Annotated in this window: 10 protein-coding genes; 5 read left to right on the plus strand and 5 right to left on the minus strand. The window is 38.8% G+C overall.

Annotation, left to right across the window (positions count from 1 at the left end; genetic code table 11):
• Positions 1-306 precede the first annotated feature (306 nt).
• From R2S10_RS11115 to R2S10_RS11130, 4 genes are all read left to right on the plus strand, one after another.
• Positions 307-1,158, plus strand: a complete 852-nt coding sequence (locus R2S10_RS11115) for a DUF4595 domain-containing protein (protein ID WP_316840515.1) — start codon at positions 307-309, stop codon at positions 1,156-1,158.
• Positions 1,159-1,404: 246 nt separating this feature from the next.
• Positions 1,405-2,247 (plus strand): helix-turn-helix domain-containing protein, encoded by an 843-nt coding sequence (locus R2S10_RS11120; protein ID WP_316840516.1) that lies wholly within the window; start codon positions 1,405-1,407, stop codon positions 2,245-2,247.
• 139 nt (positions 2,248-2,386) lie between these two features.
• Positions 2,387-2,992, plus strand: a complete 606-nt coding sequence (locus tag R2S10_RS11125; protein ID WP_316840517.1) for an ankyrin repeat domain-containing protein — start codon at positions 2,387-2,389, stop codon at positions 2,990-2,992.
• 3 nt (positions 2,993-2,995) lie between these two features.
• Positions 2,996-4,414 (plus strand): amidohydrolase family protein, encoded by a 1,419-nt coding sequence (locus R2S10_RS11130; protein ID WP_316840518.1) that lies wholly within the window; start codon positions 2,996-2,998, stop codon positions 4,412-4,414.
• Between the two features lie 74 nt (positions 4,415-4,488).
• Here R2S10_RS11130 and R2S10_RS11135 read toward each other — a convergent pair whose 3' ends face one another.
• The 5 genes from R2S10_RS11135 to surE form a co-directional block, all read right to left on the minus strand.
• A complete protein-coding gene (locus R2S10_RS11135; protein ID WP_316840519.1) occupies positions 4,489-6,024 on the minus strand; it encodes a RagB/SusD family nutrient uptake outer membrane protein in 1,536 nt (511 codons plus the stop codon).
• A gap of 32 nt (positions 6,025-6,056) precedes the next feature.
• Positions 6,057-9,254: a TonB-dependent receptor gene (locus R2S10_RS11140; protein WP_316840520.1), complete on the minus strand. Its 3,198-nt coding sequence runs from the start codon at positions 9,252-9,254 to the stop codon at positions 6,057-6,059.
• Between the two features lie 495 nt (positions 9,255-9,749).
• Complete coding sequence (lpxB, locus tag R2S10_RS11145) at positions 9,750-10,856, minus strand: lipid-A-disaccharide synthase (RefSeq protein ID WP_316840521.1); 1,107 nt, start codon at positions 10,854-10,856, stop codon at positions 9,750-9,752.
• Positions 10,856-11,122, minus strand: a complete 267-nt coding sequence (locus tag R2S10_RS11150) for a stationary phase survival protein SurE (RefSeq protein WP_316840522.1) — start codon at positions 11,120-11,122, stop codon at positions 10,856-10,858. Before R2S10_RS11150 ends, lpxB begins: the two co-directional genes overlap by 1 nt.
• Complete coding sequence (gene surE, locus R2S10_RS11155) at positions 11,115-11,894, minus strand: 5'/3'-nucleotidase SurE (RefSeq protein WP_316840523.1); 780 nt, start codon at positions 11,892-11,894, stop codon at positions 11,115-11,117. The genes R2S10_RS11150 and surE overlap by 8 nt, the downstream gene beginning before the upstream one ends.
• 81 nt (positions 11,895-11,975) lie before the next feature.
• Between surE and R2S10_RS11160 the strand changes: the two genes are divergently transcribed.
• Positions 11,976-14,909: a M16 family metallopeptidase gene (locus R2S10_RS11160; protein ID WP_316840524.1), complete on the plus strand. Its 2,934-nt coding sequence runs from the start codon at positions 11,976-11,978 to the stop codon at positions 14,907-14,909.
• Positions 14,910-15,004 lie beyond the last annotated feature (95 nt).

The raw sequence follows: 15,004 nt of genomic DNA on the forward strand, positions 1-15,004 counted from the left end.
CTCTGTATTAAATTATCAACTCTTTTCCAAAAGAAACCACAAATACGCAATTAATAGAAAACAAATTTCTATTATATATTTCATATCCATACATTTGATGTAAATACCAAATATTTAATTACAATACACACAACATTAGCTAGAATCCCTGCAATAAAGAAACTTGACTGCCACAAAGAGTTAAAGCTTAGCTTTACGATCCTTGGCATAGAATAGAATTTTTTCAGATTTCTTTATGTCCTTAGCTAATTTAACTTAAAACTAATCGAATAGGGACATTCGATTAAAAAATCACAAAACAAACACATGAAAAAAGTACTATTAATGCTTTCTGCGGTCGGAGTATTGACCATTGCTTCCTGCTCAAAAAGTAAAAATGAACCTACACCTGAAGAACCAATTGTAAAAGGATGTACCGTAAAAACCATTGAAAATATCGTTCCTAATAACGGAAACTCAGAAGACAAGAGATTTTACACTTATGATCAAAATAAGAATGTTACCAGAATAGATTTTGCCATAGAGAAATCAACGGATTTTCAAACTTTCAGCTATGCTAAGGATAAAATCATAAAATACAGCGAACACCTGGAAGATGGCGAAAAAGAAACAGAAGAATTAACTTATAAACTTGACGCACAAGGAAGAGTAGTGAGTATTACCGAAGCTTCTCAGAGTTCCACAATTCTTTTCAGCTATAATGCAGAAGGATTTTTATCAGAGGCAAAGGAAACTGACCCAGAGGACAAAACTGTTAATACCAAAACCTACACTTATACTAATGGGAATCTAACAAAAGTTGTGAATCAAACAGTAGGTGTTTCAGGGGTAGAATTTACAAATACATCTACTATCACTTACTCAAACGAATTCCTTAACAATGATGTCGTTTCTTCTAAAGTACATGCCGTTGTAATACCTGACGATATGGATGACCTAACTGCTTTCATGGGCAAAAGGTCCAAAAATTTACCTACCCAAATTGTAACGGTAGAAAACTACATTCCTATGCCTCAGTATAACAGAACTTTCACAATACAGTTTACTTACCAAAAAGATGCGAAAGAAAATGTAACCAGCTTAAAGCTTTCACAGACTTCAATCCCTGTTGAAACACCATACCAGGAAGAATTCAAGTTTACCTACAATTGTGATTAATATTTAGGATTCTGATTCAGAGCATCTCCTCCTGCGTTTATTGAGCCAGAGGAGATGCTCATTTAAATTTCGAATTCCTTAGCCTCTGGTTCTCCCTGAACCTATAATGACCACATTCCTGAAGCAATAGCTCAAGGTCATTGAGCTCTTAAAATGAATAAAAAAAAGATAGTTTGGCAAAATTCTAAAGCATATTACAATTATTTATATCTTTAAATTGCCTGATCCCATTCATTGGCCCTTAAAATGCTATTACCAACTGTAGGCATTGAACAAATTTTCAACCTTCCCTATACCAAGGAGGATTTTAAGCTTGTCCACCACCAACCGATCAATCAGACTGTTATTCCTCATGCGCATAAGCATGATTTCTATATGATCTTATTGATTGAAAAAGGAAGTGGTTCTCATACCATAGATTTTAGAGAACATGAGGTAAAGGATCAGATGCTATTTTTCCTTGCTCCGGGACAAGCCCATCAATGGGATCTTTCGCCAAATACTTCAGGGTATCAAATCATGTTTTCCATGAAGTTTTTGTTATCCGGAAGTCAGCGGTTTCCCTATTTTAATTTATCGGCGGCACCTTATCTCCCACTTAAAACGGAACAATATCAGGCTTTAATTCTGGAGTTGAAACAAATAGAAAAGGAAGAGAAAATTGCAGACGACCTCCATATTGACTTGATTCAAACCAGACTACAGGTCATACTTTTACTGCTAAAAAGATGGTATTCTGATAATTTCGATGTACATGAATACGCTCCTGATCACCGCATTATCAACAATTTCCTGGCTTTATTAGAAAAACATTACACAGAACACAGTGAAGTTGGATTTTATGCCAATGAAATGAGCGTGACCGCAAATTACCTGAATCAGGTATGTCGTAAGAAAGCAGGAATTACTGCTGGTGATTTCATCAGAGACCGCATTTTACTGGAAGCAAAAAGGCTGCTCAGCTTAACACAACTGGATATTAAAGAAATTGCCTATACCCTTGGCTTTAATGATTCTTCCTATTTTTCGAGATTTTTCAAGAAATATACCGACACTTCTCCTCAGGAATTCCGAAAAATGAATAATTAGTACCCTTGATGTGCTAACCTGTCCTACTCCATTTCTTTTTGGAAAGATAAATTTGTGTATGAAATATCGCATGATTTTACTGCTGTGTTCGCTGTTTCTCAGCTTAAACACTTTAACCGCCTGTTCCCAGGATAAAACTATGACCGAACCTACAAATGAGATCTTCCAGATTATTGCCAAACAAAACCTTCCGGAATTAGAGCTATGGCTTTCTAAGAAACCAAATCTGGAGCTGAAAAACAAAAAAGGCGAGACGCCATTGATGGCGGCAACCTACCTTAATCAGATGCCTATGGTTAGCCTATTAATTGCTGCCGGAGCCAATGTAAATGCTCAGGATAATATGTTGAACAGTCCTTTTTTATACGCTGGCGCTTCCGGATATCTGGATATCGTTAAGTTGTGTTTAAAGGCCGGAGCCGATTATCGGGTTTTCAATAGGTACAATGGAACCGCTTTAATTCCTGCTTGCGAGAAAGGCCATGTGGCCGTTGTGGAAGAGCTGTTAAAGGATAAAACTTACCCTATTGACCATATCAATCGCCTCGGCTGGACTGCATTGTTAGAAGCCGTTATTTTAGGTGATGGTGGACCAAAACAAGTAAAAATCATCCAACTATTGGTGGATGCTGGTGCCAATATTGCCATTAAAGACAAAGATGGCGTTACCTCTTTAGCACATGCCAGAAACAGAAACTTTAAAGAGATTGTGAACGTATTGGAAAAAGCAGCATCAAAAAAATAACACATGAAAAAATTACAACTGATCGTTTTGGGCTTAGTTTTCGCCCAGGTCACCTTTGCACAAAAAATAACAGCCGATTTATTAATCAAATCTGCTACAATTATTGACATCAAAACGGGAAAGCTCATTCCAAAACAAGGGATAGCGATAAAAGATGGGATGATTACCGCCGTATTCCCGGAAAGTCAATTGTCTAAATATTCGGCTCCACAAGTACTGGATGCCACCGGGAAATTTGTCATGCCTGGTCTTTGGGACAACCATATGCATTTTGGTGGTGGAACTGAACTGATTGAAGAGAATAAAAACCTATTGCCATTATACCTTGCTCATGGCATTACTACGATCCGTGATGCAGCCGCAGACATTAGTCCGAGTGTATTGCTATGGAGAGATGAAATTGCACAAGGAAAGCTGCAAGGGCCAACCATCCTGACTTCTGGCCCCAAGCTGGAAGGCTATAATTCCAGCTGGATTGGCGATATAGAAGTAGGAAATACTAAAGAAATCCTGGCTGCTCTGGATTCCTTGAAAAAAATGAAAGTGGATTTTGTAAAAATCACAGACAATACCTTAAGTCCGCCGCTATTTTTAAAAAGCATCCGTCTTGCTCGAAAAGCAGGGTTTAAGGTATCCGCACATATTCCAAATGCCATTACCATGGAACAAATTGCCGCAGCAGGGTTAAGCTCAGTAGAACACCTTGGTTATGCGCTAAAAGCAGGTTCTAAAGTAGAGCAGGAAATTTCAAAAGAAGTAGCCGAAGGCAAGCTAAAAGGAAAAGCGTTCAACCAAAAGGTGATGGATACTTTTGATGAAAAGGCAGCTTTAGCAACCTATAAAAACATGGCGAAGCATGGGATGTATTTTACTCCTACCCTATCACTAAGTTATATTCTTACTTATTTTGAACAGGATAATCATAAAAATGACGATTACCTAAAATACATTGGTAAGGGCTTACAGCAAACGTATGTAGGGCGTGTGAAAAGAGTAGAACAGGACAATGCTGAAGCTATAGCATTCAGACATCAGCTATTTGAAAAAACCGTACAAACACTGCCTCTTTTACAGAAAGCAGGGGTGAAAATTATGGCTGGAACAGATGCGGGTTACCTGAATTCTTATACCTATCCGGGCATTGGTTTGCATAAAGAACTGGAATTGATGGTGAAATATGGTTTAACGCCATTGCAGGCATTGCAAGCCTCAGTGATCAACTCCCCTGCATTCCTCAACAAGACCGCCTATGGAAGTCTTCAAAAAGGAAAAAAGGCAGATCTTCTTTTGCTGAATGAAAATCCTTTGCAAAACATCAGTGCTACTCAAAAAATATATGCAGTGGTTGCAAAAGGAACCGTATTAGATCGCAACACCCTTGACAGCATGTTAAGAGCTGTTGAAAAGAAAAATAAACTATAAATTCTTCAAAAAAACAATAAAAAAAACAGGCTACCTTTTAAAAGGCAGCCTGTTTTTTTTATTGTTTGAATCGATTAGTAACCTGGATTCTGAGGTCTCAGGTTAGGGTTGTTTTTATAATCCACTGATGGGATTGGGAACAACAAATGTTTTTCTTTCAAAACCACATTAGGTGTTGCCACAAAAGCATGTCCTACGAAATTATTAAAACCATTGTTCGTTTCATTGTACACTTTTCTTAAGCGCACCATATCGAACCAGGTAATGCCTTCGTAGCATAGCTCATGCCAGCGTTCACGCCATACTGACTCTTCAAACTGCGCTTGTCCCAGGCCAGAAAGAGGCGTTAATAAAGCACGTTTTCTGATGGCATTTACAGCGTCATAAGCCGCTTGATTAGGACTTCCATCCGCACGATTTTGTGCTTCGGCATACGTTAATAAAACTTCTGCATAACGGATTTGTGGCCAGTTTAAACTACTTTGAGCTGTACCAACACGACCAAAAGTTCCATTAGCAATCACATCAAAATGCTTAAAGATGTAGGGTGCATTTAATGGTTTCAAGGCACCATCACCACCATTATAATAAGAAGTATAGAAAAATCCTTCTCTATCTTTTGCTCTTAAATCTCCAGCCTCATAAGAGTTATAGAAATTAGTAGTTGGCACCGTACTTCCTACCTCATCACTATAGGCAGAAACATTTTTAAAGTTCGGTAATAACAACTGTTGCATTGGATTTGTCGACACTGAAGCCAGGTACTGAATTTCGAACATGTGTTCTTTTTTGTTCTCTGTATCCAGACTATGAAGTTCTCCATAAGTATCGAACAAACCGAAACCACCATCAGTAATTACTTCCAGTGATTTATCAGCGGCCAGTTTATAATAAGCGGCACCTTTATTTAGAGGGAATCCAGCCATCGTTAAATAAACTTTAGAAAGTAATGCTTTTGCAGCACCTTTACTTGCTGTTCCATTTGCCTGTTGCCAAGGTAATCCTGCTGCTTCGGCAACGGTTAAATCTTCTACAATTTGCGCATAAACGGCTTCTGTACCTGTTCTTGTAGGATAGAAATCGCTTGACTCAATAGTTTGAGGCAATAGAATCAAAGGCACATCTCCATATAACCTTACCAGATAGAAGTAAGCCCATGCGCGTAGAAATCTAGCTTCGCCTAGTACTTGTTTTTTCCTGGCTTCATTCATTGGGTTAATTCCAGGCACCTTCTGTAAGGTTAGGTTGGTTTGTGCAATCACATTGTATAAGCCTGCCCACCAGTTTCTGATCAATAGGTTTTCTCCTGTAAAGGATAAACCAGCAAGGTTATTCAAGTCTGAATTTTGTCCGGTTTCTGTCTTTGCAGTACCTGTTACCAATTCCAGCATAGAGAAATTGGCTGCAAAAATACCTGCACCATTCCCAATAAAACGTGTCTGTGCATATCCCGCAGCAATAGAAGCTTCGGCATGTTCAGGAATGGTATAATAGGTACTTGGCTCCAGGTTTGAAAGATCTTTTTCTTCCAGGAATTTTTTACATCCTGTTCCAAATACGACCATCGCAATCAGGAGGATTTTACTTGAAGATTTTATATTTAATTTCATGATTTCTTAATTAGTATTGACAATTTTTACAACTATAAACTCACATTTAAGCCCAGCATAAAAGTGGTTGGCTTAGGATAATCGAAGAACGTTTGTCCCTGTGCAAAAGCATTGGAATACGTGGTTACTTCCGGATCATTTCCAGAGAATTTAGTGGCCAGGAAGAAGTTTTGCACACTACCATAAACCCTCATTCTGCTTATTTTCAATTTTTTGGTGATGCCTTCTCCGAAAGTATAGCCCAATAAAAGGTTTCTACCGCGAATAAATGAACCATCTTCTACCCAGTGGCTATCCACATTGGTTACATAACCTGCTCTAGTATCACGAATTGCTGCGATTGGAGTATTTTGGTTTTGAGGTGTCCATGCGTTTAACACTGTAGAATAACTGTTGGCAATTCCAACGCGATCTTCTGCAGAGTGCTTGGTCATATCCAATACATCATTTCCTGCAGAATATTGAAGTTCGATGGTCAGGTCTAAGCTTTTATATTTAAAAGTGTTGGAGAAAGAACCCCATGCTTTAGGACTACCATTACCGATGATTCCACGATCGTCATCATTGATCTGGTAATCGCCATTTTTATCCAGGTATTTAATATCTCCAGGAAGGATTGGCTTACCAGCTCTATAATTATATTTTGCTGCTTCGACACGCTCACTTTCACTCCATGTACCCAGGCGGGTTAGACCCCAGAAAGAACCTACTGGCTGACCTACACGGATAATCCCTGTTTCATTAGTAAATCCAGGATTTCCTACGCCAAAGATATCTGCTGGTGTAGCCAATGAAAGCACTTTATTTCTGTTCATAGAGATATTAAAGCTAGTATTCCAGGTAAAATCATCCGTGCTAACGTTGATGGTATTGATGGCAAACTCCAGACCTTTGTTCTCCATGCTACCAACATTTCTGGTAATTGCTCCATAGCCGCTACTTAATGGTACCGGTGCATCCAGGAGCATATCCGTGGTTTTACGGTAGTAAAGATCGGCTTCCATGCTAATTCTGTTGTTAAACAATCCTAATTCTACACCTAGATCTGATTGGGCTGTTTTTTCCCATTTCAAGTTCGGGTTGGCCAGGCGATTTGTACCTACACCACCTACTCTGGTATCGTTAATAATGGCTGCATAACCCGTACCTAATACTCCTAATGATAAATAACTAGGAATTTCCGAGTTACCAGTTACACCATAACTGGCACGCAGTTTTAAATTAGAAACCACATTGCTTTCTTTAATGAAATTTTCCTCAGAAACTTTCCATGCCACAGCTGCAGAAGGGAAGATGGAATATTTATTATTTGCTCCAAATTTAGAGGAAGCATCCGCACGACCAGTAGCTGTAAACAGGTACTTATCTTTGTAGCTATAGTTTAAACGTCCGAAGTAAGAGTTGAATGAAAAGCGTTCTGCTCTTGATGTTCCAGGATTAGGCTTACTCGCAGCACCAAGATTATTGTACTGTAAATAGTCGGTAGAGAAATTCTCTCCACTTGCACTAAAGCCAAAGATATTCGTTTCCTGCCATGACAAACCTAATAATGCAGTAATTGCATGGTCTTTAGAAAAACGTTTGTTATAGGTCAGGTAATTTTCAAATGACCAATAAGTCTCTCTGTTATTGTCTAAAACGGCAGTACCTTTCTGGTCATAAGCGATACCGTAAAGGCTACGTCCATTGAATTCTGAACGGCCACGTGTCACTATGTTTGCGCCTAATACCGAACGGAATTCTAATCCTTCTGCAAGGTTCATATTCGCATAGGTATTACCTAACACATTCTGGGTTTGTAAAAGGTATTTACGATCTGTCAGGATATGCACAGGATTGGAACCACCTTCTGCACCCGGGTAATTCACGTTATCTGCCCATGAACCATCAGGATATTTAATAGGTAGGAAAGGTAAACTTTCCGTGATCATCCTTACTGAGTTCAATCCACCTGTACCGATATCTACCAGGTTTTCTGTTTGATTGGTATAGTTTAAACTACCTCCTACTTTTAACCATTTTTTCATCTGGCTATCCATCACAAACCTTCCTGAATAACGTTTCAGATAAGAGTTTTTCAGCAATCCGTTGTCATCTCTGTAATTCAGGAATAAGCCATAGCTATTTTCCGCATTTCCACCTGTAAATCCAAGCTGATGATTTTGTGAAAGCTTATTTTGAGTCGCTTCTTTAAACCAGTCGGTATCATACAAAGGTTTTCCATTGCCATCAAAAAGCAGTGGCAGTGATTTCCTTTTTATTCTTGGGTCTTCATATTTATTCTCTGCCCATCCTACCGGATCATATATTTTAGCATTATCATAGGCTAAATTCTCTACATCAATAAACTCCTGAGCATTTAGCATTTTCACGCGTTTGGGTCCGATGGTAGGGACACTAAAATCTACGTCGTAGCTGATCCTGCTACCAGTATTCGTACCTTTTTTAGTCGTGATCATAATTACACCATTGGCTCCTCTGGCACCGTAAATAGCGACTGAAGAAGCATCTTTTAATACCTCAACAGAAGCGATATCTCCAGGATTCAGGAAGTCGATCGCATTACTGCTTTGCGTTTGTGAGCCTACTGGAAGGATTACTCCATCCACTACATATAAAGGATTGTTTGTGGTTTTGATGGAACTGAATCCACGAATACGGATATTCGTTTGTCCACCAGGGCGACCCGAATTCGAGTTCACCTGTACGCCTGGAAGGCGGCCAGCAAGCGCCTGGTTAAGTGATGCTGCCGGACGTTCTTTCAGCTGTGCTTCTTTTACAGAACCTACTGCACCTGTTAAATCAGATTTTTTTCTTGTACCATATCCTACTACAACTACATCATCCAGATCTACTCCAGATGCTGGTTTCAGTTTTATTTGTATTGGGCTGGCACCAGATCCTGCTTCACGTGTTTGGCTCTCATAGCCGATATAGCTGAATGTTAGTTTATCTGTTGCATTTTCTACTTCAATGCTGAATCTACCAGAAGCATCAGTTACTGTGGATTTATTTTTTGACGATTTAACTCCTACACCAGGAATAGGCTGAGAATTTTCATCTACTACTATTCCGGTGATTAATATTTTCTGCGCAGTGTTGGTCGGAAACAAAAAAGTAGAGTGGGATTTTGCTGCTCTTATCATGAACTCTGCTGATGTAGCATGCGCTTGTATCCCCGTTAAACAGAGCAAAGGAAGCCCTGCAAAAACTAAGTTTTTAATCTTCATTAGTATTTATATTTAGGTTGGTTATTTGGTTGTTTCGCATTCCCTATATGCAAATTCCAGTGCCGAAGCATTTTATGGATGAAGGGAACCAAATCATTTTAACGATTTAGCATTTTTTTTTAGTTAGCTTATTTATTCATACACATTGGTTTATTGAAACAATCTGATCTATTTGGTTTTAGTAATTCGTTTTATTAAAAAAGCATAGGATTCCCTCCCCGATGTTGAAATCAGGTTCCCTTGGATAAAAGGGATCAATTCAATTTAATAATTGTGGGATTTCCGCTAAAAAGTTGAGCTAATACGTTTTAAATAATAATCGGCGGGAACTGCAATAAAAGTAGAATCATTCATATTTGGTTATATTTTGGTTAATGATCGTTTTATTAAAAGCATAGTAATGTACTAATACGTTTTACTAAATCAATGATAAAGAATAATTCCTAAATATCAAATAATATGTGAAACTAAATGTAAATCAGGTTTTTGAGGTGTTTAACGCCCTTTTAAGTAGGAAATAATGAGTTTTGCAGTACGTTCGGAAGCACCTGCTGTTCCCATTTTCGCTGATAATTCTGCGTAATCGGCCAACATGGTCGTTCTAACCTCCCCTTCGAGCAAGCCTTTTACATTACTTGTGATTTGTTGGGTGTTACAGTCTTCCTGGATTAATTCGGTGACTACTTTTCGGTCCATAATCAGGTTTACCAGGGAGATAAAGCGGATTTTAACGAGCATACGGGCAATGGCGACTGAGATTTTCCCTCCACGGTATACGACTACCTGTGGTACATGAAATAAAGCCGTTTCCAGGGTTGCTGTACCGGAGGCTACGATGGCTGCTTTGGCCACATGAAGCAACTGATAGGTTTGTCCGAAAACAAGGGTCACATTAGCGGTATTTATAAATTGCTGGTAATAGGCGGCCTCAAAACTAGGTGCTGCAGCCACTACAAACTGCTGATCAGGAAAAGCGCTGGTTACACTTAACATATCAGGAAGTAATCTTTCGATTTCCTGTTTCCTGCTGCCTGGCAATAAGGCGATAATATCTTTATGGAGCTGGTATTTTGTTTTAAAGTCCGGATCTGGTTTGAACTGTGCAATTTCATCCAGTAAAGGATTGCCCACATAATCCACTTCCATGCCCCATTCTTTGTAGAAATCGACTTCAAAAGGAAGGATACAGAATAGTTTATCTACAATCTTTTTGATTTTCAACACCCTTTTCTGGTTCCATGCCCATACTTTAGGAGAGATATAATAAGCGACCTTAATGCCATTTTCTTTCGCAAACTCAGCAATTTTCAGGTTAAAACCTGGGAAATCGATCAGAATCAATACATCTGGTTGGTAAGCCAATACATCCGCTTTACAGGCTTTCATATTCCTGAAAATGGTTCTTAAGTTCATCAACACCTCAGTAAAGCCCATAAAGGCCATTTCTGCATAATGTTTTTTCAACTCTCCTCCTTCTGCTTTCATTTTATCACCCCCATAATAGCGAAACTCCGCAGCTGAATCTTCGGCTTTTAAGGCTTTCATTAAGTTGGCGCCGTGTAAATCTCCGGAGGCTTCTCCAGCTACTAAATAGTATCTCATTATTGGTTGATTTTATAGAAAAAGAAAAGGAATGCCCAAAGGAAGGTCGCACTGATGATACCCCTACCGGTATTTTCCTTGTTAAGTTTAAAAAAGTATTGGAGTAATAAAGCATTAACGGCAATAGAGGCGATGAGTAATAGATCCGCCTTGGCCAAAAAAGCATAACGCTGCATGAGGTACCAGGAAATGCTACCAAGAATACCGGGAGCCAGAATACCGACTCCCAGTCCTATAAATACCGAATCTTTAACTCTTCTAAACATCAAATGTCCAGCTGTTCAATACAGGGATGGCATGGTGTGCCGTTAAATCGAATTGTACAGGGACAACGGATACGAAACCATGTTCCAATGCCCATACATCAGTATCTTCTCCTTTATCGTTATTCTGGAACACACCGGTTAACCAGTAATAAGGACGTTGGTAAGGATCTTTACGCTCGTCGAAATCTTCTGCCCATTTTGCATTTGCCTGACGGCAGATTTTTATTCCTTTTAATTCCGGTCCTTTTGGGAAGTTTACATTGAGTAAGGTTGCCAGTGGCAATCCGTTTTTCAATACTTCTTCAGAGATGACTTTAATAAATTTCTTACAGTGACTGAAGTCGGCACCTTCCGAAAAGTCATCTAAAGAAAACCCAATAGAAGGAATTCCTTCAATCGCGCCTTCTACCGCAGCAGACATTGTTCCTGAATAGATCACATTGATGGAGTTGTTCAAACCATGGTTAATCCCCGACACACATAAATCCGGTTTCTGACCTTTAAAGATCTTATTTACCGCCAGCTTTACACAGTCTACAGGAGTTCCTGAACACTTGTACATTTCTACGCCTTCATAAAGATCAACGCGATCAAAACGCAGTGGTTTTCCGATGGTAATGGCATGTCCCATTCCAGATTGCGGACCATCTGGTGCAACTACCACCACATTCCCCAGCTCTCTCATCACTTCAATCAGGTTCTTAATTCCCGGTGCTGTGATTCCATCGTCATTTACTACTAATATGTTAGGTTTTGAATTTTGCTTCTTCATGTGTACAAAAATACGAGAATTAGATAGAATGTTAAGGATTAATCTAATTCCAACTATATTTGAATTATAACTTATTTAAATATGAAAAAAAAACTACTACTATTCGTCTGCTTCTTAATTGCAGGATCGAGTATAATGGCTCAATCCGGTTTCCAGTGGAAAACAGCCAGTTCGGGTGGATATACTTATAAGTATGTGACCAATGACCCGACAAAATCACGTTTTTATACCTTAAAAAATGGTTTAACTGTGATTTTGTCTCCAAATACAAAAGAACCAACTATTGAATTCCGTATGAGTGTACGCGCTGGGAGTAATACCGACCCTCGTTCTGCAACTGGATTAGCACATTACCTGGAGCATTTATTATTTAAAGGAACCGATAAGTTTGGCACCTTGAATTTCGCAAAAGAAAAGCCATTATTGGATAAGATTGATGCGCTTTATGAGCAATACAACAAAACTACAGATCCGGCTAAGCGTAAAGCAATCTATGCACAGATTGATAAAACTTCCGGTGAAGCTTCCAATTATTCTATCGCAAATGAATACGATAAGATGATGAAAGCAATTGGTGGGCAATCTACCAATGCACATACCTGGTATGAAGAAACAGTTTACAATGAGGATTTCCCTTCAAATGCGACGGATAAATTCCTTGCTTTACAAGCTGAGCGCTTCCGCAACCCTATTTTCCGTATTTTCCATACCGAACTGGAAGCAGTTTATGAGGAGAAAAACAGAGGTTTAGATGATGATTCCTGGAAGATCAATGAGAAAACTGCAGAGTTGTTGTTCCCAACGCATAATTATGGTCAGCAGACCACAATTGGTACGGTAGAACACTTAAAGAATCCTTCTTTGGTAGAAATCAGAAAGTATTATAATAAATATTACGTACCAAATAATATGGCCATCGCCATGGCGGGAGATTTCAACCCGGATGAGATGATCAAAAAAGTTGATCAGGCTTTTTCTTTCATGAAAGCTAAACCGGTAGAATTGTATCAACCAGCTCCAGAAAAGCCATTAACTAAAATCCAGAAACTGGACATTTATGGTCCGAGTGCGGAGAGTGTGAGGTTATCTTACAGAGGTTTTGCAGAAAATACGCAACAAAGCATGTTGCTAGACTTGATTTCCAGCATTCTTTCTAATGGTAAAGCAGGTTTATTAGACATCAACTTAAATAAACAACAAAAAGTTCTTCGTGCATCTGCAGGTTATCAACAGATGAAAGATTATGGTATTTTCTTCCTAACCGCACAGCCTAAACAAGGGCAGACTTTAGAGCAGGCCAAACAATTGTTATTGGATCAATTGAATATCCTTAAAAAAGGAGAATTCGATGAAAGCCTGATTAAAGCAACTGTTGCGAATCAAAAACTGAGCTTATTGCAATCATTTGATGACAATGGTTTCCGTGTGGAAGCCGTTACAAATGAGTTTATCCTAAACCGTGCGACTAAATGGGACAAGTCTCTAAACGGACAGGATGCGATGGCAAAAATCACTAAAAAACAAGTAATTGACTTTGCTAATCAGTTTTTCAAAGATAACTATGTGGTGACTTACAAACATAAAGGAGAAGATAAGAGTATTGCTAAGGTGGAAAAACCGGCCATTACTCCGGTACAAACCAATGCCACAGAGACTTCTCCATTTGCTAAAAATTTATTAGCAGTGCCCTCTGCAGCTATTGCGCCTAAATTCCTGGATTTCCAAAAGGATCTTAATTTCGGTAAAGCAGGTATTGCAGAAGTGATCAGCGTAGAGAATAAAGAAAATAGCATTTTCCGTATGTCCTATCGCTTTGATATGGGTGCATATAACAATCAATTGATGCCTTATGCAGCTCAATATCTTTCATTCTTAGCTACAGATAAATATAGTGCTGAACAAATCAGCAAGGAATTCTATAACATTGCTTGTAATTACACTTTTAATGTGAGCAACGAAGTTGCCACTATTAACATCAGTGGTTTACAGGAGAATTTTGATAAAGCTGTGAGTTTAGTGGAACACATTTTAACCAATTGTAAGGCCAATGAGCAAGCTTTAACGGAATTGAAAAGTAGAATCCTTAAATCAAGAGAAAACAATAAGTTAAATAAAGCGGCAATTTTAGGTGGTTTAATGAGCTATGCACAATTTGGTGCAACGAATCCTACCAACTTTACTTTGACGAATCAGGAGGTAAATAATATGACCTCAGCTGATTTATTGTCTATTTTACACAACCTGAGAAACTATCAGCATACGATCACTTATTATGGTCCGGAGAACCTGAATACTTTCAGCACAAACATCAGTAAGTTACACCAGTTGCCAGCAGCATTCGTTGCTACTCCATCGGCGAAAAAGTTCGTTTATACTAATAATGCGGGTAATCAGGTTTATTTTGCGAATTACGACATGGTACAATCTGAGGTTCGCTGGGTAAGAAATGCCGGTAAATATGAGGCAGATCTTGCAGGTAAAGTGACCCTTTTCAATAGCTATTTTGGTGGTGGTATGGGATCTATTGTGTTCCAGACGATCAGAGAATCTAAAGCTTTGGCTTATTCGACTTTCGCAGTTTTCTCTGCCCCTGATCGCGACGACAAACAATATGCGATGGTTGCTTATGTAGGTAGTCAGGCAGATAAAATGAATGATGCGGTAAAAGGAATGAATGAGTTGTTAAATGAACTTCCTGAATCAGAGAAATCTTTTGAAGCCTCGAAATCAAATGCTATGAATGCTATTGAAACCAGTAGAATCACAAAGGATGGCATTATTGCAGCCTATTTTGCGAATAAAAAACTAGGTATCGACCATGATGGTAGAATTGACGAATACAATGAATTGAAACCATTGACATTTACTGATATCAAAGCTTTCCATACAGCACGTGTGGCTAATAAGCCATACAATTACTGTATCGTTGCTTCTGATAAGAAGGTGAAATTAGAAGATATGGAGAAATTCGGAACGTTCAACAAGTTGACATTAGAACAGATTTTTGGTTATTAACCATTCCTGAATTTACCTGATCCAATAGCCTTTCCTAAAGGCATCAGGTTTTTCTCTAATTTAAAAAGGCGGATGACCATGGTCATCCGCCTTTT

The organism is Pedobacter gandavensis, from assembly GCF_032678745.1.
GTDB classification, from domain to species: Bacteria; Bacteroidota; Bacteroidia; order Sphingobacteriales; family Sphingobacteriaceae; genus Pedobacter; species Pedobacter gandavensis_C.

Excerpts from the sequence above, each read along its gene's own strand:
- R2S10_RS11130 (WP_316840518.1), top strand. The coding sequence starts at position 2,996 with ATGAAAAAATTACAACTGATCGTTTTGGGCTTAGTTTTCGCCCAGGTC.
- R2S10_RS11150 (WP_316840522.1), bottom strand. The coding sequence starts at position 11,122 with ATGTTTAGAAGAGTTAAAGATTCGGTATTTATAGGACTGGGAGTCGGT.
- R2S10_RS11140 (WP_316840520.1), bottom strand. The coding sequence starts at position 9,254 with ATGAAGATTAAAAACTTAGTTTTTGCAGGGCTTCCTTTGCTCTGTTTA.
- surE (WP_316840523.1), bottom strand. The coding sequence starts at position 11,894 with ATGAAGAAGCAAAATTCAAAACCTAACATATTAGTAGTAAATGACGAT.
- R2S10_RS11135 (WP_316840519.1), bottom strand. The coding sequence starts at position 6,024 with ATGAAATTAAATATAAAATCTTCAAGTAAAATCCTCCTGATTGCGATG.
- R2S10_RS11120 (WP_316840516.1), top strand. The coding sequence starts at position 1,405 with ATGCTATTACCAACTGTAGGCATTGAACAAATTTTCAACCTTCCCTAT.
- R2S10_RS11160 (WP_316840524.1), top strand. The coding sequence starts at position 11,976 with ATGAAAAAAAAACTACTACTATTCGTCTGCTTCTTAATTGCAGGATCG.
- R2S10_RS11115 (WP_316840515.1), top strand. The coding sequence starts at position 307 with ATGAAAAAAGTACTATTAATGCTTTCTGCGGTCGGAGTATTGACCATT.
- R2S10_RS11125 (WP_316840517.1), top strand. The coding sequence starts at position 2,387 with ATGACCGAACCTACAAATGAGATCTTCCAGATTATTGCCAAACAAAAC.
- lpxB (WP_316840521.1), bottom strand. The coding sequence starts at position 10,856 with ATGAGATACTATTTAGTAGCTGGAGAAGCCTCCGGAGATTTACACGGC.